Source organism: Serratia sp. CY31944, assembly GCF_052169175.1.
GTDB classification, from domain to species: Bacteria; Pseudomonadota; Gammaproteobacteria; order Enterobacterales; family Enterobacteriaceae; genus Serratia; species Serratia sarumanii.
On the sequence record NZ_JBJNLG010000028.1, the window covers coordinates 1 to 18,312 of the forward strand.

An 18,312-nucleotide genomic window follows, 5' to 3' on the forward strand; every position below is an offset into this window, starting at 1 on the left:
CCCCCCCCCCCCCCCCCCCCCCCCCCCCCCCCCCCCCCCCCCCCCCCCCCCCCCCCCCCCCCCCCCCCCCGGCCCGTTTCGCTGCAATCAAACAGAAACAGGCAAGATTTCGACATTTTCAGGCATTTCCCTCCGCGCTCACCGCTTTTATCATCAATGTTCCCTCGGCGGCCGCCCTGTCTGACTCAGGCCGCGTCTCACCGGCACTCGCTGCCGGCCAAGCGTTGTCCCCCATACATTGATAACTGGAGCGACCATGAACATTACCCATGCCTATGCCGCGCATGACGCGAAGTCTGCGCTGGTGCCTTTCGATTACCAGCCGCGCGCCCTGCGCGAGCACGATGTGCAAATTCAGGTGTTGTTCTGCGGCGTCTGCCACTCGGATCTGCACCAGGCGCGCAATGAATGGAGCAATACCATTTACCCGGTGGTGCCAGGCCACGAAATCGTCGGCCGCGTTAGCGCCGTCGGCGGCCACGTCTCGCGTTACCGGGTCGGCGATCTGGTCGGCGTCGGGTGCATGGTAGATTCCTGCCGCAGCTGCCCGAGCTGCGATGAGGGGCTGGAGCAGTATTGCGAGAACGGCTTCACCGGCACCTATAACGGTCAGGATCGCCAGACCGGCGCCGTGACCTACGGCGGCTACTCCACCGATCTGGTGGTAGATCAGGACTTCGTGCTGCGCGTGCCGGAGAATCTCGATCCGGCCGGGGTCGCGCCGCTGCTGTGCGCCGGCATCACCACCTATTCGCCGCTGCGCCAGTGGGGCGCGGGGCCAGGCAAAAAGGTCGGCATCGTCGGGCTCGGCGGGCTGGGGCACATGGGCGTCAAACTGGCGCGGGCGATGGGCGCGCACGTGGTGCTGTTCACCACCTCGCCGTCGAAAATCGAAGACGCCAAGCGTCTTGGCGCTCATGAAGTGGTGATTTCGCGCAACCCGGAGGAGATGGCGCAGCACGTCAACAGCTTCGACTTCATCCTCAACACGGTAGCGGCCCAGCACGATCTGAATCCGTTCCTCAACCTGCTGCGCCGCGACGGCACCCTGACGCTGGTCGGCGCGCCGGAGCACGATCATCCGTCGCCGCAGGTGTTCAATCTGATCATGAAGCGCCGCCGCATCGCCGGTTCGCTGATCGGCGGCATCGCGGAAACGCAAGAGATGCTGGACTTCTGCGGCCAACACGGCATCACGTCGGATATCGAGCTGATCCCGATGCAGCAGATTAATGAAGCCTATGAGCGCATGCTGAAAAGCGACGTGAAGTACCGCTTCGTGGTGGATATCGACTCGCTGCGGGTCTGATGACGGCGGGCGCCCAACGGCGCCCGTTTCTTATAGCTGCTTGATGATCCTGGCCGGGTTGCCGCCCACCACGCAATTGGCCGGCACGTCTTTGGTTACCACCGCGCCGGAGGCAACGACCGCATTGTCGCCGATGGTCACCCCCGGATTGATCACCGCGCGCCCGCCGATCCACACGTTATCGCCAATCCTGACCGGCTTGCCGAACTCCGCCCCGCCGACGCGGGTCTCGGCGTCCAGCGGATGGGTCGCGGTGTAGATATGCACGCCCGGCGCCAGCAGGCAGTTGTCGCCGATATGCACCTCGCACACGTCGAGGATCACGCAGTCGAAGTTGGCGTAGAAGTTCTTGCCCAGATAGATGTTATAGCCGTAGTCGCAGCGGAAGGTCGGCTCGATGGTGCCGCCCTGATAGCCGCCCAGCAGCTCGCCCAGCCACTGTTTGCGCAGCTCGCCCTCTTCCGGCGAGGAGTGGTTATAGCGATGCGTCAGCTGGCGCGCGCGCCGACGTTCGCTGCGCAGCAGGTCATCGCCGGCGTCGTACAGTTCCCCGGCGATCATCTTGCGCTTTTCTTCGCTGATGGCCATGTCGGCCTCCTTATTTTACCCGCGTTTCTTGAATGCCCAAGCGTAGCCGCTTTAGCCCGGCAACAGAAAGGGAACGTTCCCAACTTAAAACCGCGATCACGCTTTAACATGAAAAAGCAGGAGAAAACGGGCGGCGCCGCCGCCCGACAATCAGGCGCGCAGTTCCTGGCGCACGTGTTCGGGCAGGCCTTCCACCACCAGCTGATAGGAACTGTCGATCAGCGTGTAAAACTGCGAGTTCGGCAGGTTGCCGTCAAGAAACACCGTGTTCCAGTGCGCCTTGTTCAGGCCGTCACAGGCGACGATCTCCGGATGGTGTTCACGCAGGCTTTCCGCCAGCTCCGGGCTGGACTTGACCGCCAGCGCCGGCCGCCCTTCGACCTCGCACACCATGGCGAACATCACGTCGCCCACCTTGATCTGGCTGGCCTGCCACTGGTTCTGGTCGCTTTGTTCCGCGCCCGGCTTCGCCATGCAGTACTCCAGCAATGCACTGTTATTCATTGGGTTATTCCCCCTGTAACGTGGCCACAATACGGCGTGCTCCGCCGTGGATGCGGTGCTCCCCCAGCCAGATGCCCTGCCATGTGCCCAACATCAGCCGCCCGTGCCTGACGGGCAGCGTCAGGGAAGCGCCCAGCAGCGAGGATTTGATGTGCGCCGGCATGTCGTCCGGCCCTTCGTAGTCATGCTGATAGGGTGCGTTTTCCGGCACCTGACGCAGGAAATGCTGCTCCATATCGGCTCGCACCGTGGGATCGCAGTTCTCGTTGAGCGTCAGCGAGGCCGAGGTATGCTGCAGCAACAGATGCAGCAGGCCGGTTTGCAGGCGGTGTAAGTGGGTTAACTGGTTGACGATCTCGTCGGTAACCAGATGAAAGCCACGCGCTTTTGCGCTGAGGATTAGCGTTTGCTGATGCCACATGAGTGAGCGCCCCTCAATCAGTATATTCTCTCTCCGGTTTGCGGCAACTTCGGCGGCGCGCCGGCAATAAAAAAGGAGCGATATCGCTATCGCTCCCCGATGAACGTCCGTTCAGACTAACAGGCGTTACTGCACCGCGGCAAACGCCTCGGCCACCTGACGCACGTTGTTGTGGTTCAGGCCGGCCACGCACATGCGGCCGCTGTGGATCAGGTAGACGCCAAACTCTTCACGCAGGCGATCGACCTGCGCCGCGCTGAAGCCGGTGTAGCTGAACATGCCGCGCTGCGCCAGCAGGTAATCGAAGTTGCGCTGCGGCAGCGCGCTCTTCAGGGTGTCCACCAGCGCGTGACGCATCTCGAGAATGCGGGTGCGCATGCTCTCCACTTCGTCCAGCCACTGGGTTTTCAGCTGGGCGTCGTTCAGCACCTTGGCCACCAGCTGCGCGCCGAAGTTCGGCGGGCTCGAGTAGTTGCGGCGCACGGTGGCCTTCAGCTGGCCCAGCACGCGCCCGGCCGCCTCTTCGCTTTCGCACACCACCGACAGGCCGCCGACGCGCTCGCCGTACAGCGAGAAGATCTTCGAGAACGAGTTGCTCACCAGGCACGGCAGGCCGGCCGCCGCGATGGCGCGAATGGCGTAGGCATCCTGCTCCATGCCGCCGCCGAAGCCCTGATAGGCGATGTCGAGGAACGGAATGATTTCACGCTCGGCGATCACCTTGACCACCTCATCCCACTGGGCAGGGGTCAGGTCGGAACCGGTCGGGTTGTGGCAGCACGGGTGCAGCAGCGCGATGCTGTGCTTCGGCAGCTGTTTCAGCGCTGCGAGCATGGCGTCGAACTTCACGCCCAGGCTTTCGCCGTCGAAATACGGGTAGGTATTCACCTTGAAACCGGCGCCGCTGAAGATGGCGACGTGGTTTTCCCAGGTGGGATCGCTGACCCACACCTGCGAATCCGGGAAGTAGCTTTTCAGGAAGTCGGCGCCCACTTTCAACGCGCCGGAACCGCCGACGGTCTGAATGGTGGCGATGCGCCCCTGCTGCAGCATCGGGTGCTGCGCGCCGAACAGCAGCTGCTGGATGGCGGAACGGTAGGGTTGCAGCCCTTCCATCGGCAGGTATACCGAGGCGCCGTGCTCGACGCTGTTCAACTGCGCTTGCGCCGCGGCGACCGCCCGCATCTGCGGGATGATGCCCTGCGCATCGTAGTACAGGCCGATACTCAGGTTCACCTTGTGCGCGCGCGGGTCTTGTTTGAATTTTTCCATCAGCGACAGAATGGGATCGCCGGCATAGGCGTCAACGTTCTGGAACACGGGGGTTTTCTCCTGGTTTATTGTGGTTTGGGCACAGCGTTACGTTCCTAATATAGACGGAAAACCGCATTCGGTTTTAGCTTTATCTCGCCACCGGCAACAAACCGTTTTCCTTGATGCGATTGAGCACCACCGCCGTTTTGATATGCGCCACGCTTTTGTGCGGCGACAGCGTCTGGCTGATGAACTCGCTCAGCGCCGGCAGATCCGCCACCGCCACTTTCAGCAGGTAATCGGCGTCGCCGGTGGTCTTGTAAGCGTCAAGGATCGCATCCACCTCCTCCAGCATCTGATGAAAGCTGTCGATCTGCTCCTGCGCGTGCGTGATCAGGCTGACTTCGATCAGCCCTACCAGCCCCAGGCCGACCGCCTCCGGCGCCAGCCGCGCGTGGTAGCCGCGGATCAGCTGCGCCTGCTCCAGGCTGATGCGCCGCCGCGAACATTGGGAGGCGGAGAGCCCGACCAGCTCGCTCAGTTCCTGATTGGTCAGACGGCCGTTGGCCTGTAACAGCGTCAGGATTTTCATATCAAAATCGTCAATGTTGTACATAGCCACCTGTAAACTGTGTTAATAAATGTTGACGTTACAGCCTACCAGTTTTTTTACCGTTGCCGACGTCACACCCTGGCGCTTAAATCGCGTACAGCAGCAACGCCCGGCGTTTTCGCCGGTAAGCGGCATAAAAAACGGCTAACTCATGCAGGTAAACGACAATTAACGGCGAAGTAACGCATAAAACCACGAATGTATAAAAAGGACGCCAGATGAAAAAGCTACTCCCTCTCGCGCTGCTGCTCGCCGCCGGCGGCGCCGGCGCGCAATCCCACCTGGACAAGGTGCTGCAGCAAAAGACCCTGGAAGTCTGCACCACCGGCGACTACAAGCCCTATACCTTCCTCAAGGAAGACGGCGGCTATGAAGGCATCGACATCGATATGGCGGAGTCGCTGGCCAAGAGCCTGGGCGCCAAAGTGAAGTGGGTGAAAACCAGCTGGAAAACCCTGACGCCGGACTTCGTCGGCGGCAAGTGCGATATCGCGATGGGCGGCATCTCTGTCACGCTGGAGCGACAAAAACAGGTGTTCTTCGCCGACAAGCTGGATACCGACGGCAAAATCCCGCTGGTGCGCTGCACCGACGTGAAGAAATACCGCACTCTCGAGCAGATCAACAAACCGTCGGTGCGCCTGCTGGAGCCGGCGGGCGGCACCAACGAAGCCTTCGTGCACGCCTATCTGCCGAAGGCCAAGCTGACGCTGACGCACGACAACATGAGCATTTTCCAGCAGTTGGTAGACCGCAAGGCGGACGTGATGATCACCGACGCCTCCGAGGCGCTGTACCAGCAGAAGCGCTATCCGAAACTGTGCGCGGTGAATCCGAGCAAACCGATGCAGTACGGCGAGAAGGCTTACATGCTGCCGCGCGACGATTTGAGCTGGAAACTGTATGTGGATCAGTGGCTGCACCTGGCCAAGGCGACCGGCGAGTATCAGAAGATTATCGACAAGTGGTTGGCGGTAAAGAAGTAACCCGCTGAGAAACGGGGCCGACGCGCGTCGGCCCCTGCTGCGCATCAGTCGCCGATGTATTCCATCGCCACGCGCTGCGTGAGCTTGGTGATCAGTTCGTAAGCGCTGATGCCGGTGCAGGCGGCGATGCGCTCGACCGGCAGCGCCTGGCCCCACAGCACCGCTTCATCCCCCACCTTATCGGCGGCGTCCGGCCCGAGATCGACCGAAATCATGTCCATCGACACCCGGCCGACGATCGGCACTTCGCGGCCGTTGATCAGGATCGGCGTACCGGTCGGCGCGCTGCGCGGGTAGCCGTCGCCGTACCCCATCGCTACCACGCCCAGCCGCGTATCGCGCGGGCTTACCCAGGTGCCGCCGTAGCCAACCGCTTCGCCGGCCTTGTGCTCGCGCACCGCGATCAGGCTGGACTTCAGCGTCATCGCCGGCTGCAGCCCATGCTCGGCGCCGCTGCCGTTATCCAGCGGCGACACGCCGTACAAAATGATGCCAGGACGCACCCACTCATTGTGGGCATCCGGCCACAGCAGCGTGCCGCCGGACGCGGCGACCGAGCGCTGGCCCGGTTTGCCGCGCGCGAACTGCTCGAAGCAGGCGATCTGTTTCAGGGTGGCGTCGGACTCCGGCTCATCGGCGCGGCTGAAGTGGCTCATGATATTGACCGGCTGCGCCACGTTGCGGCAGGCGCACAGGCGCTGATAAAACGCTTCCGCCTGTTCGGGGCGCACCCCCAGCCGATGCATGCCGGTATCGAGCTTCATCCACACCGGCACCGGGCGCGCCAGCTCGGCCTGCTCCAGCGCTTCGAGCTGTTCGATGCTGTGTACCGCGGTTTCGATGTTGTTCGCCACCAGCACCGGCAGATCTTCGGCACAGAAGAAGCCTTCCAGCAGCAGGATCGGTTTGACGATGCCGCCGGAGCGCAGCATCAGCGCCTCGCCGATGCGCGCCACGCCGTAGCAGTCGGCGTCTTGCAGGGTGTGTGCTGTTTCCAGCAGGCCATGTCCATAAGCGTTTGCTTTCACAACGGCAATCAGGCGGCTTTGCGGCGCCTGGCGGCGCACCTGTTGCAGATTATGTCGCAGAGCGCGGCGGTCGATTACAGCGGTTGCCGCTTTCATTTCAGTTCCTTAGCTGATTATTCGTCATCGTATTGTGGCCCCGCGTAGTTATCGAAACGCGACCACTGGCCGTTAAAGGTAAGGCGCACGGTGCCGATCGGGCCGTTACGCTGCTTACCGATAATAATTTCCGCGATCCCTTTCAGATCGCTGTTCTCGTGATACACCTCATCACGATAGATGAACATAATCAGGTCGGCATCCTGCTCGATAGAGCCGGACTCACGCAGGTCGGAGTTGACCGGGCGCTTATCGGCGCGCTGCTCCAGGCTTCGGTTCAGCTGCGACAGCGCCACCACCGGCACCTGCAGCTCTTTCGCCAGTGCCTTCAGCGAGCGCGAAATCTCGGCGATCTCCAGCGTACGGTTGTCGGACAGGGCCGGCACGCGCATCAGCTGCAGGTAGTCGATCATGATGAGGCTAAGCCCGTCGTGCTCGCGGAAAATGCGCCGCGCGCGCGAGCGCACTTCGGTCGGCGTCAGGCCGGAGGAGTCGTCGATGTACATGTTGCGCTTCTCCAGCAGGATACCCATGGTGCTGGAAATGCGCGCCCAGTCCTCGTCGTCGAGCTGGCCGGTACGGATGCGCGTCTGATCCACGCGCGACAGCGACGCCAGCATACGCATCATGATCTGCTCACCGGGCATCTCCAGGCTGAAGATCAGCACCGGTTTTTCCTGGGTCATCGCGGCGTTTTCGCACAGGTTCATGGCGAAGGTGGTTTTCCCCATCGAAGGACGGGCGGCGACGATGATCAGATCGGACTTTTGCATGCCCGCGGTTTTCTTGTTGAGGTCTTGATAGCCGGTATCGACCCCGGTCACGCCATCGTGCGGCTGCTGATACAGCTGCTCAATGCGCGACACGGTGTCTTCCAGAATACGCTCGATGCCCTTCGGGCCCTCGTCTTTGCTGGCGCGGTTCTCGGCGATTTGGAAGACGCGGGATTCCGCCAGATCGAGCAGGTCTTCGCTGCTGCGCCCCTGCGGATCGTAGCCGGCGTCGGCGATCTCGTTAGCCACCGAGATCATCTCGCGCACCACCGCGCGCTCGCGCACGATGTCGGCGTAGGCGCCGATGTTGGCGGCGCTCGGGGTGTTTTTCGACAGCTCGGCCAGGTAGGCGAAGCCGCCGACCGAATCCAGTTCGCCCTTTTGTTCGAGCGATTCGGACAGGGTGATGAGGTCGATAGGCTTGCTCATCTCCAGCAGACGCTGCATCTCGGTAAAGATCAGGCGGTGCGGGCGGCTGAAGAAATCGTTGGCGACCACGCGCTCCGCCACGTTGTCCCAGCGCTCGTTATCCAGCATCAAACCGCCCAACACCGACTGCTCGGCCTCCAGCGAGTGCGGCGGCATCTTCAGCCCTTCCATCTGACGATCTCTGGAACGCTCTCTGGTTTCGTCCGCGTTTGTTTTGTTGGTTGGTTTTTTTCCTGCCATGAAACGTAGTCTTTATCCGGTTGCGAATGAAGGATCCTGACGCGAGAGTATACGTGATTTTTGCGCCATAACCGATGCAAAAAAGGTATTGAACCCCGCACGGGCAAACTGGATCTCCGAGACTAAAAAGAATAGGGTGAAATCAGACACTCCAACGAGGTAACGATATGGCCAAGCGCATTCAATTCTCCGCCACCGGCGGGCCGGAAGTCTTGCAATACGTTGATTTTACACCGCTCGATCCGGCTGCCGGGGAAGTGCAGATCGAGAACAAGGCGATCGGCATCAACTACATCGACACCTATGTGCGCAGCGGGCTGTACGCGCCGGCCAGCCTGCCGAGCGGCCTCGGCACCGAGGCGGCCGGCGTGGTGGTCAAGGTCGGCGCCGGGGTCAGCGCGATCAAACCGGGCGACCGGGTGGTGTATGCGCAGTCGTCGCTCGGCGCCTACAGCGAGATCCACAACGTGCCGGAAGAAAAAGTGGCGCTGCTGCCGCACAACCTCAGCTTTGAGCAGGGCGCCGCCTCTTTCCTCAAAGGGCTGACGGTGCACTATCTGTTGCGCCAAACCCACGAAGTGCAGCCGGGAGAAGTGTTCCTGTTCCATGCCGCCGCCGGCGGGGTTGGCCTTATCGCCTGCCAATGGGCCAAAGCGCTGGGCGCGCGCCTGATCGGCAGCGTCGGCTCCGACGAGAAGGCCGCCCTGGCGAAACAGGCCGGCGCCTGGGCCACCATCAACTACCACAAAGAGGATATCGCCCAGCGGGTGGCCGAGCTGACGCACGGCGAGAAGGTTGGCGTAGTGTACGATTCGGTGGGGCAAAGCACCTGGCAGGCCTCGCTCAACAGCCTGAAACGCCGCGGCCTGATGGTCAGCTTCGGCAATGCCTCCGGCCCGGTGACCGGCGTCGATCTGGCGCTGCTCAACCAGAAAGGATCGCTGTACGTCACCCGCCCTTCCCTCAACGGCTACGTCACCAACCGCGCCGAACTACAGTACGCCAGCAACGAGCTGTTCTCGCTGATCGGCAGCGGCGCCATTCGGGTGGAGGTGAGAGACGAGCAGAAATTTGCGCTGGCCGACGCCCAGCGGGCGCACCAGGTGCTGGAAAGCCGCAGCACCAGCGGCTCCAGCCTGCTGATCCCCTGATAGCGGCAAAAGAAAAGGGCTCCTTGCGGAGCCCTTTCTGTTACTGCGTTTTGTAGGGGTAGAGCAGAGTCCGCCAGAGACAGGGGGTTGCTTCAGCAACACGAATTTTGGTTGTCTCTCACGGTGATGAAATCGGTCGCATCACTGCATCGACCCACATCCTAACAGCCCCGTTCGGCAAAAAACACGCTTTATGTGCCACATCGCCGGGGAAAACTGCCAAGCTGTGATCGTTGCCGCATTCGCGGTGCGAAAAATTGTGCAAGTTTCAGTGTGACTGTCTGATTATTCAGCAAAAAATCAGTAACGCCTGGCCTGCGGTTTCTGCATCGTGCGGTAAATCCATACCCCGACCACCGCCAAAATCAGCCACGGCAGCAGCTTGATGACCACCGCGAACAACCCGCCCACCAGCATGAACGCCGCCGCCGCCAACAGCGCAGCGAAGATCCCCAGCAGCGAGATGCCGGTCACCATCAGCATCACCACAAAGCCAATGAGAAAGAAAATTTCCAACATGATTGCTCCTTTGCAACTCAACGTATCTGCTGAATGGATTACAAGAAGCGTGCCAGAATGGCGGAAGGGCTAACCAATTGAAAAGATGGGACAGGCATCCGGCAACGCGCCGAATGCCTGGCGAAAAAGACTAACTGTTGGTCAAAATTTTTGTGGGCTACGCCATTTCGACACGCGGCTGACGCACCAGCGCCAGCGCCTGCTCCACCACCCGCGCATCGGCGCCCGGCTTGTGGGCGTTCTCGCTCAGGTGGCGACGCCACTGGCGCGCGCCCGGCACGCCCTGGAACAAACCGAGGATGTGGCGGGTGATGTGGCCGAGATAGGTGCCGTTGGACAGCTCGCGCTCGATATACGGATACAGCGCTTCGACGATCGCCACGCTGTCCGGCACTGCGGTCTGCGCGCCGAACAGTTCGCTGTCGACCCGCGCCAGGATGCCCGGATTCTGGTACGCCTCGCGCCCCATCATCACGCCGTCCAGATGCTGCAGGTGCTGCCGCGCCTCCTCCAGCGTTTTCACCCCGCCGTTGATGGCGATGGTCAGCGCCGGGAAATCCCGTTTCAGCTGATAAACGCGCGGGTAGTCCAGCGGCGGCACTTCGCGGTTCTCTTTCGGGCTGAGGCCGGAGAGCCAGGCCTTGCGCGCGTGAATGGTGAACATGTCGCACTCGCCGCGCCCGGCGACGGTCTCGATAAAGTCGCACAGGAAGGCGTAGCTGTCCTGATCGTCGATGCCGATGCGGGTCTTCACCGTCACCGGGATCGACACCACGTCGCGCATCGCCTTGATGCAGTCGGCGACCAGCGCCGCCTGCCCCATCAAACAGGCGCCGAACATGCCGTTTTGCACGCGATCGGACGGGCAGCCGACGTTGAGGTTAATCTCGTCGTAACCGCGCTGCTCCGCCAGTTTGGCGCAGTGCGCCAGCGCGGCCGGATCGCTGCCGCCCAGCTGCAGCGCCACCGGATGCTCTTCTTCGCTGTAGGCCAGGTAGTCGCCTTTGCCGTGGATGATCGCGCCGGTGGTCACCATTTCGGTGTACAGCAGCGTTTCCTTGGTCAGCAGGCGGTGGAAGTAACGGCAATGACGATCGGTCCAGTCGAGCATCGGCGCGATGGAGAAACGATTGGCGGCGTAGGTTGGGGCGTGGTTGTCTTTCGTCATGCTGAGTTACTGGCTACCTGAGTCTGTCTGGGTTCAACGAACGGCGCGCGGCCGCAAACGGCTATTATAACGACAATCGGCGCCGTTGGGAAAACCGCCTTATCTGCGCCCTATTCCAACGCGCGGATAACCCGGCACGGCTGCCCCAGCGCCAGCACGTTGGCCGGGATGTCGCCGGTCACGATGCTGCCCGCGCCGATAGTGGTGCCGTCGCCGATGGTCACGCCCGGCAAGATCACCACGTTACCGCCGATCCACACATTGCTGCCGATGGACACCGGCTGCGCCGAGGTGCGGAAAGGGAAAGCCGGGTCACCGGTAAAGCGTTCACCGGCCTTCAGCGGATGACTCGGCGTGTAGATTTGCACGTTGGGGCCGATCAGCGTGTTGTCGCCGATGGTGATGGTATTGCAGTCGAGGAACACCGCATTGACGTTGATAAAACAGTTCTTGCCGATGCGGACATGTTGCCCGTAGTCGCACCAGAACGGCGTTTCGATCCAGCTCGCCTCGCCCCAGGCGCCGAACAGTTCGCCGAGCAGACGGTTTTTCTCGTCCGCCTGATGCGAACCCAGCTCGCCCAGGCTTTTGGTCAACGCTCTGGCCCGATGGTACATAGCAATCAATTCTTCATCGCGGCTGTTGTACACCTGGCCGCTTAACAGCTTCTCTCTTTCCGTCATCGCACAAGGCTCCTGCTCATCACGCGGGTGAAGCGCGTTATACCGCTCTCGCCCGCCGCTCTCCAGCGCTAAAACCAGCAATGTTGATTTGTCGCCCTGCGGCGGGGAAAAGTTGTGATGCATCTCTCTTTTAGCGCACTCTGCGCGCCTTTCCCTGCGCAATCCTCAGGGGAAAAGGGGGCAACTCTCGGCGATTCGCCGTAATCATGGTAAAATCGGCTTTTTTACGTACCGGGATATTTGCGATGAACTCAACCACCCAGGAAAAGCTGCTGGCGCAGGCGGAACGCCTCTGCCAGCAACGCAATGTGCGATTGACGCCGCAGCGGCTGGAAGTGCTGCGTCTGATGACTCAGCAACCCGGTGCAATCAGCGCTTATGACCTGCTCGATCTGCTGCGCGTCGCCGAACCGCAGGCCAAGCCGCCGACGGTCTATCGCGCGCTGGATTTTCTGCTGGAGCAAGGGTTTATCCATAGAGTGGAATCCGCCAACAGCTACGTGCTGTGCCACCATTTCGAACAGCCGATGCACACGTCCGCACTGTTTATCTGCGATCGCTGTGGCCAGGTGACCGAACGCACCACCGAAGGCGTAGAGGAAACGCTGCAGAAGCTGGCGCAGGAAGCCGGATTTGCGCTGCGGCACAGCGTGGTAGAAGCGCACGGTCTGTGCGCCGGCTGCGTGGAGGTTGAGGCTTGCGACAGCAAGCATGACTGCGCCGAACACGATCACAGCATCGCCATCAAGAAGAAGTAAGACGAAGTCAGGTACCTCCCTGTACCTGCGGCCGGGGCGCCAGAGGATGAGAGCGACGCCGGCCTGCGCTGGGCAAGCCGCCTTCAATGGCGGCCCTGCAAATTACCAGCGGTGTTTGGTGTGTTCTTCCCAGGCTTTCACCTCTTTCTCAGCCGCCTCTTTCTGGTAACCGTAGCGCTCCTGGATTTTGCCGACCAGCTGTTCGCGTCTCCCTTCGATGACCGTCAGATCGTCATCGGTCAGCTTGCCCCATTTTTCCTTCACTTTGCCTTTCAGCTGCTTCCAGTTACCGTCGGCTTGATCTTTATTCATAGTCTCTCCGTTAACCTGTGGTGAATCAGTGATCCCTGTCGCCGGCCGGGGTTAACCAGAAATTTTTCTGACTGATGTTCCCTTCACCTTAAGGAGCACCGTCCCCCTTCATTTACCGGCCACATGATTCATTCTAGTTAAACGTGGAAATAAAAAAGCCAAAACACAGAATAAAAAACCATTAAATGACAAAATAAAAACAAAAAACGCCAGAAAACAACAAACTAACGCGAACAGGACTAGGCTGAAAACATGTAAGCAAACATGACAAAAAACATAAGAAAAACTAACCATTATCCCAACGGAACGCCCGGGTTAATGTGCGGTAAACCAGCTGCCGCGCACCTGGTGGCGGTGCCAAATCCAGCCCAGTGCCACGCCGCGCAACGTCAGAAACACCGCCAGCGCCAGCCAAAGCCCGTGGTTGCCAAGCAGCGGTACGCTGAACAGCGCCAGACCGTATCCCGCCGCAGCCACCGCCATGCTGTTGCGCATCTCGGCACCGCGCGTGGCGCCGATAAACATGCCGTCCAGCAAATAGCACCACACTCCGACCAGCGGCAGAATGACCTGCCACGGTAAATAATGGGCAGCCAACGCACGCAGCTCCGGCAAGGAGGTCAACGCCGCCACGATCTGCTGGCCGGTAACGGCATACGCCAGGCCGAAGGCCAACGCGACCAGCCCCGCCTGCCTGCAGGCCGCGTGCCACACCTTACGCAGTTGGCTATCGTCCCGGGCGCCGTAGGCGTGGCCTGAATGGGCCTCCACCGCATAAGCGAAGCCGTCGAGCGCATAGGCGGTGAACGTCAGCAGATTCATCAATACCGCATTGACCGCCACCACCTCGCTCCCCAGGCGAGCGCCGAAAATGGTCAGCGACGCAAAGCACAGTTGCAGCAACAGTGAACGCAGCATGATGTCGCGGTTGAGCGCCAGCAGGCGACGCAGATCGCCGCGCCAGGCCTGGCGCAGCATCGGCAGGGTAATACCGCGCAGGCGCATCACCCGCCACGCCAGCCACAGGCCGAGCAACAGCGTGGCGTATTCGGCGATGGCGGTGGCCGCCGCCGCCCCTCGCACGTTCCAGCCCAGGCCCATCACCAGCCAGATATCCAGTACGATATTCAGCAGGTTGCCGACGATCAGCAGGATCACCGGTGCCCGCACGTACTGCACGCCGAGCAGCCAGCCCAGCAGCACCAGATTGGCCAGCGCCGCCGGGGCGCTGAGCCAGCGGATCTCAAGAAAACGCCGCGCCTGTTCCAGCACTTCGCCATCGCCACCGACGATCCGCAGCGCCAGTTCGATCAGCGGATAGCGCAGCAGGACGATCGCCGCTCCGGCCAGCAGCGCCAACAGCAGCGGTTGCATAAAGGCGCGCGCCAGCGCCTGCGGGTTCTGTGCCCCCAGCGCCTGCGCCGCCAGGCCGGTGGTGCTCATGCGCAGGAACAACAGCAGCATGAACAGGAAGCTGGTCGCCACCGCGCCGATCGCCACGCCCCCCAGATAGATCGGGCTGTCGAGGTGGCCGATCACCGCGGTGTCCACCAGCCCGAGCAGCGGCACGGTAATATTGGAGAAAATCATCGGCAGGGCCAGGCGCCACAGAGCTTTATCGGTGTCGCTGGTAAAGGCGGAAATCAAGCGCATGATGAGACGTTCCCGTAGCGGTGGCGAATGGCAAGGTCAGAAACAAAAACGCCCCAGAACAGGGGCGATTGATACAAGGAGGCGGCACTGAGGGTGCGACGATTAAATCCAGTCGCCGTTGCGGATCACGCCGACCGCCAGCCCTTCGATAGTGAAATTCTGCTGACGCAGATCGACCACGATCGGTTGGAATTCGTTGTTCTCCGGCAGCAGTTCAACCACGTTGCCGTGCTTTTTCAGGCGCTTGACCGTCACTTCGTCTTCGATGCGCGCCACCACGACCTGGCCATTGCGCACGTCTTGCGTTTTGTGCACCGCCAGCAGATCGCCATCCAGAATGCCGATGTCGCGCATCGACATGCCGTTCACCCGCAGCAGGAAATCGGCGCTCGGTTTAAACAGGGAAGGATCCACCTGGTAGTGCCCTTCGATGTGCTGCTGCGCCAGCAGCGGCTCGCCGGCGGCGACGCGGCCGATCAGCGGCAGACCCTCTTCTTCTTCCATCAGCAGGCGGATACCGCGCGAGGCACCGGAGACGATTTCGATCACGCCTTTGCGTGCCAGCGCCTTCAGGTGTTCTTCGGCGGCGTTAGGCGAACGGAACCCCAGACGCATCGCGATCTCGGCACGCGTTGGCGGCATGCCCGTTTGCGAAATGTGCTCGCGAATCAGGTCGTAGACCTCTTGCTGTCTGGTAGTTAGTGCTTTCATTCCGCCCCCTGTTTGTTTATACAGTCTTGCTGTGAGTATATACAGGTAAGCGCGGATTGGGAACCGAAGATTAAATAAAAATCAGTCAGTAGGCGCTTTTCGTCAGCCGAAGTGCTGCCATAAGACCGTGCCCCAAACGAACAGCGCGAGCACGATCGCCAGCGACACCGCCGCCGATCCCATGTCCTTGGCCCGGCCGGACAGCTCGTGATGTTCGCTGCCGATGCGATCCACCACCGCCTCGATCGCGCTGTTCAGGATCTCGACGATCATCACCAGCGCTACCGATCCGATCAATAAAATGCGCGCTATCGCACCCACATCCAGCCAGACAGCCAGTATGATAGCCAGGAGGGTGACCACCAGTTCCTGGCGGAACGCCGCTTCGTGTTGCCAGGCGGCGGAAAGCCCTTTATAGGAATAGCCGGCGGCCTTGATGATGCGGGTCAGGCCGGTTGCTTGGTTTGCCATGTTTTCGTGCCTTTCTCAGAGGTCGGTCATAATAAAAAGAGTCTAGAACAGTCCGCGCTGACGGCTCTCGGATTTCGAACACCACAGATCTGCTACCCGGTTTCTGGTATGCTTGCGGCGCATTGCTAACAAGAGGCTTCACGTTGTTATGTCAGGTTGGCGTAAAATTTATTATAAAATATTGAATTTACCACTTAAATTGTTGGTAAGAAGTAAGGTCATCCCTTCAGATCCGGTTACCGAGCTAGGGTTGGATCCCTCACGGCCGATTTTGTATGTTTTACCTTACAATTCCAAGGCGGATTTGCTGACGCTGCGCACCCAGTGCCTGGCGCAGGATCTGCCCGATCCGCTCAACTCGCTGGAGATCGACGGCACCGTGCTGCCGAGCTACGTGTTCATTCACGACGGCCCGCGCGTGTTCCGCTATTACACCCCGAAAGAAGAGTCGGTAAAGCTGTTCCACGACTATCTGGATCTGCATCGCAGCAATCCGGATCTCGACATTCAGATGCTGCCGGTTTCGGTGATGTTCGGCCGCTCGCCGGGCCGCGAAGGCCACGGTACGCCGCACCTACGTCTGTTGAACGGCGTGCAGAAATTCTTCGCCGTGCTGTGGCTCGGCCGCGACAGCTTCGTGCGTTTCTCCAACACCGTTTCGCTGCGCCGCATGGCCACCGAACACGGAACGGATAAAACCATCGCGCAGAAACTGGCGCGCGTGGCGCGCATGCACTTCTCGCGTCAGCGCCTGGCCGCGGTGGGCCCGAGCCTGCCGGCCCGTCAGGATCTGTTTAACAAGCTGTTGGCGTCCAAAGCGATCGAAAAAGCGGTCGAGGACGAAGCGCGCAGCAAGAAGATCTCACACGAGAAGGCCCAGCAAAACGCCATCGCGCTGATGGAAGAGATCGCCGCCGATTTCTCCTACGAAACCGTGCGCCTGTCCGACCGCGTGCTGAGCTGGACCTGGAACCGGCTGTATCAGGGCATCAACGTCACCAACGCCGAGCGCGTGCGCCAGCTGGCGCAGGACGGCCACGAGATCGTCTACGTGCCCTGCCACCGCAGCCACATGGACTATCTGCTGCTGTCCTACGTGCTGTATCACCAGGGCCTGGTGCCGCCACACATCGCCGCCGGCATCAACCTCAACTTCTGGCCGGCCGGCCCGATCTTCCGTCGCCTGGGCGCCTTCTTCATCCGCCGCACCTTCAAGGGCAACAAGCTGTACTCGACGGTGTTCCGCGAATACCTCGGCGAGCTGTTCACCCGCGGTTACTCGGTGGAATACTTCGTGGAAGGCGGCCGTTCCCGCACCGGGCGCCTGCTGGAGCCGAAGACCGGCACCCTTTCGATGACCATCCAGGCGATGCTGCGCGGCGGCACCCGTCCGATCACGCTGGTGCCGATTTACATCGGTTACGAGCACGTGATGGAAGTGGGTACCTATGCCAAAGAGCTGCGCGGCGCCACCAAGGAAAAAGAGAGCCTGCCGCAGATGCTGCGCGGCCTGCGCAAGCTGCGCAACCTGGGCCAGGGTTACGTCAACTTCGGCGAACCGCTGCCGTTGACGGCTTACCTCAACCAGAACGTGCCGCAGTGGCGCGAGTCGATCGATCCGATCGAAGCCCAGCGCCCAAGCTGGCTGACGCCGACGGTCAACGATCTGGCCGGCCAGATCATGGTGCGCATCAACAACGCCGCCGCGGCCAACGCCATGAACCTGTGTTCCACCGCGCTGCTGGCCTCGCGTCAGCGTTCGCTGACCCGCGAACAGCTGATCGAACAGCTCGAGTGCTACCTGCAGCTGATGCGCAACGCGCCTTACGCGCGTGACGTCACCGTGCCGACGCAAACGCCGGACGAGCTGCTGGATCACGCGCTGAACATGAACAAGTTCGAGGTGGAGAAGGACAGCATCGGCGACATCATCATCCTGCCGCGCGAGCAGGCGGTGCTGATGACCTATTACCGCAACAACATCCACCACCTGCTGGTGCTGCCGTCGCTGATCGCCAGCATCGTGATGCATCACCGCCGGGTATCGCGCGCCGAGCTGCTGCGCCAAATCGGCATGATCTATCCGATGCTGAAAGCCGAGCTGTTCCTGCATAACGACAAGGAACAGCTGCCGGAGGTGCTGCGGCCGGTGATCGACGAGCTGATCCGTCAACAGCTGATCTGCGACAAAGGCGACGAGCTGGTGCTGAACCCGGCGCGCATTCGCCCGCTGCAACTGCTGGCCGCCGGGGTGCGCGAAACCCTGCAACGCTACGCCATCACCATGTCGATCCTCAGCGCCAACCCGAGCATCAACCGCGGCGCGCTGGAGAAAGAGAGCCGCATCATGGCGCAGCGTCTGTCGGTGCTGCACGGCATCAACGCGCCGGAATTCTTCGACAAGGCGGTGTTCTCCACCCTGGTGGCAACGCTGCGCGAAGAAGGCTATATCAACGACAGCGGCGATGCGATCCGCGAGCACACCCTCGAGGTGTACAACATGCTGAGCGATCTGATCACGCCGGAGATCAAGCTGACCATCGAAAGCGTCAACATGCCGGAAGAGACCAACGCCCTGCCGCAATCCGATGCGGAAGAAGAGAAAGACGAGTGATTTCGCCCGGCGCGGAAACACAAAAGGCACC

Annotated in this window: 19 protein-coding genes; 5 read left to right on the forward strand and 14 right to left on the reverse strand. The window is 61.1% G+C overall.

Annotated elements, in window-relative coordinates:
* The first annotated feature begins 256 nt into the window (after positions 1–256).
* The gene (locus ACJ8IN_RS22645; RefSeq protein ID WP_047570363.1) at positions 257–1,309 is read left to right on the forward strand and encodes an NAD(P)-dependent alcohol dehydrogenase; all 1,053 of its coding nucleotides are present in this window, start codon (positions 257–259) and stop codon (positions 1,307–1,309) included.
* 30 nt (positions 1,310–1,339) lie between these two features.
* Here ACJ8IN_RS22645 and maa read toward each other — a convergent pair whose 3' ends face one another.
* From maa to ACJ8IN_RS22670, 5 genes are all read right to left on the reverse strand, one after another.
* Positions 1,340–1,897 carry a maltose O-acetyltransferase gene (gene maa / locus ACJ8IN_RS22650; RefSeq protein ID WP_041036886.1) on the reverse strand — a complete coding sequence of 186 codons (558 nt, stop codon included), beginning with the start codon at positions 1,895–1,897 and terminating at the stop codon, positions 1,340–1,342.
* A gap of 150 nt (positions 1,898–2,047) precedes the next feature.
* Entirely contained in the window at positions 2,048–2,401 is a 354-nt protein-coding gene (locus ACJ8IN_RS22655; protein ID WP_019453210.1) for an MmcQ/YjbR family DNA-binding protein, read from the reverse strand.
* A gap of 4 nt (positions 2,402–2,405) precedes the next feature.
* Entirely contained in the window at positions 2,406–2,822 is a 417-nt protein-coding gene (locus ACJ8IN_RS22660; RefSeq protein ID WP_004936779.1) for a secondary thiamine-phosphate synthase enzyme YjbQ, read from the reverse strand.
* Between the two features lie 126 nt (positions 2,823–2,948).
* Entirely contained in the window at positions 2,949–4,142 is a 1,194-nt protein-coding gene (locus ACJ8IN_RS22665; RefSeq protein ID WP_033636195.1) for an amino acid aminotransferase, read from the reverse strand.
* Positions 4,143–4,224: 82 nt separating this feature from the next.
* The gene (locus tag ACJ8IN_RS22670) at positions 4,225–4,692 is read right to left on the reverse strand and encodes an Lrp/AsnC family transcriptional regulator (protein WP_004936775.1); all 468 of its coding nucleotides are present in this window, start codon (positions 4,690–4,692) and stop codon (positions 4,225–4,227) included.
* A gap of 215 nt (positions 4,693–4,907) precedes the next feature.
* Here ACJ8IN_RS22670 and ACJ8IN_RS22675 point away from each other — a divergent pair, with 215 nt between their 5' ends.
* Positions 4,908–5,675 (forward strand): transporter substrate-binding domain-containing protein, encoded by a 768-nt coding sequence (locus ACJ8IN_RS22675; protein WP_039569645.1) that lies wholly within the window; start codon positions 4,908–4,910, stop codon positions 5,673–5,675.
* 44 nt (positions 5,676–5,719) lie between these two features.
* Here the strand turns inward: ACJ8IN_RS22675 and alr are convergent, their stop codons facing one another.
* Together alr and dnaB are read right to left on the reverse strand one after the other, a co-directional pair.
* On the reverse strand, positions 5,720–6,799 hold the full coding sequence (gene alr, locus ACJ8IN_RS22680; protein WP_039569648.1) for an alanine racemase: 1,080 nt from the start codon (positions 6,797–6,799) through the stop codon (positions 5,720–5,722).
* A gap of 17 nt (positions 6,800–6,816) precedes the next feature.
* On the reverse strand, positions 6,817–8,241 hold the full coding sequence (gene dnaB, locus ACJ8IN_RS22685; protein ID WP_025160134.1) for a replicative DNA helicase: 1,425 nt from the start codon (positions 8,239–8,241) through the stop codon (positions 6,817–6,819).
* Between the two features lie 167 nt (positions 8,242–8,408).
* Here dnaB and ACJ8IN_RS22690 point away from each other — a divergent pair, with 167 nt between their 5' ends.
* The gene (locus tag ACJ8IN_RS22690) at positions 8,409–9,392 is read left to right on the forward strand and encodes a quinone oxidoreductase (RefSeq protein ID WP_033654713.1); all 984 of its coding nucleotides are present in this window, start codon (positions 8,409–8,411) and stop codon (positions 9,390–9,392) included.
* Positions 9,393–9,692: 300 nt separating this feature from the next.
* On the opposite strand, the gene pspG is transcribed toward ACJ8IN_RS22690, so the two are convergent.
* From pspG to ACJ8IN_RS22705, 3 genes are all read right to left on the reverse strand, one after another.
* Positions 9,693–9,911: an envelope stress response protein PspG gene (gene pspG, locus ACJ8IN_RS22695; protein WP_033654714.1), complete on the reverse strand. Its 219-nt coding sequence runs from the start codon at positions 9,909–9,911 to the stop codon at positions 9,693–9,695.
* A 157-nt stretch (positions 9,912–10,068) separates the two neighbouring features.
* Positions 10,069–11,079, reverse strand: a complete 1,011-nt coding sequence (gene dusA, locus ACJ8IN_RS22700) for a tRNA dihydrouridine(20/20a) synthase DusA (RefSeq protein ID WP_033644410.1) — start codon at positions 11,077–11,079, stop codon at positions 10,069–10,071.
* 110 nt (positions 11,080–11,189) lie between these two features.
* A complete protein-coding gene (locus ACJ8IN_RS22705; RefSeq protein WP_033654715.1) occupies positions 11,190–11,762 on the reverse strand; it encodes a sugar O-acetyltransferase in 573 nt (190 codons plus the stop codon).
* Positions 11,763–12,007: 245 nt separating this feature from the next.
* Between ACJ8IN_RS22705 and zur the strand changes: the two genes are divergently transcribed.
* Positions 12,008–12,520, forward strand: a complete 513-nt coding sequence (zur, locus tag ACJ8IN_RS22710) for a zinc uptake transcriptional repressor Zur (protein ID WP_015379223.1) — start codon at positions 12,008–12,010, stop codon at positions 12,518–12,520.
* Positions 12,521–12,622: 102 nt separating this feature from the next.
* Here zur and ACJ8IN_RS22715 read toward each other — a convergent pair whose 3' ends face one another.
* The 4 genes from ACJ8IN_RS22715 to ACJ8IN_RS22730 form a co-directional block, all read right to left on the reverse strand.
* Entirely contained in the window at positions 12,623–12,832 is a 210-nt protein-coding gene (locus ACJ8IN_RS22715; RefSeq protein ID WP_060425033.1) for a CsbD family protein, read from the reverse strand.
* Positions 12,833–13,147: 315 nt separating this feature from the next.
* Positions 13,148–14,485: an MATE family efflux transporter DinF gene (dinF, locus tag ACJ8IN_RS22720; RefSeq protein WP_060425035.1), complete on the reverse strand. Its 1,338-nt coding sequence runs from the start codon at positions 14,483–14,485 to the stop codon at positions 13,148–13,150.
* Positions 14,486–14,587: 102 nt separating this feature from the next.
* On the reverse strand, positions 14,588–15,196 hold the full coding sequence (lexA, locus tag ACJ8IN_RS22725) for a transcriptional repressor LexA (protein WP_004936736.1): 609 nt from the start codon (positions 15,194–15,196) through the stop codon (positions 14,588–14,590).
* A 102-nt stretch (positions 15,197–15,298) separates the two neighbouring features.
* The gene (locus ACJ8IN_RS22730) at positions 15,299–15,667 is read right to left on the reverse strand and encodes a diacylglycerol kinase (protein ID WP_015379225.1); all 369 of its coding nucleotides are present in this window, start codon (positions 15,665–15,667) and stop codon (positions 15,299–15,301) included.
* A 148-nt stretch (positions 15,668–15,815) separates the two neighbouring features.
* Between ACJ8IN_RS22730 and plsB the strand changes: the two genes are divergently transcribed.
* On the forward strand, positions 15,816–18,281 hold the full coding sequence (gene plsB / locus ACJ8IN_RS22735) for a glycerol-3-phosphate 1-O-acyltransferase PlsB (RefSeq protein ID WP_033649708.1): 2,466 nt from the start codon (positions 15,816–15,818) through the stop codon (positions 18,279–18,281).
* The last annotated feature ends 31 nt before the right edge of the window (positions 18,282–18,312 follow it).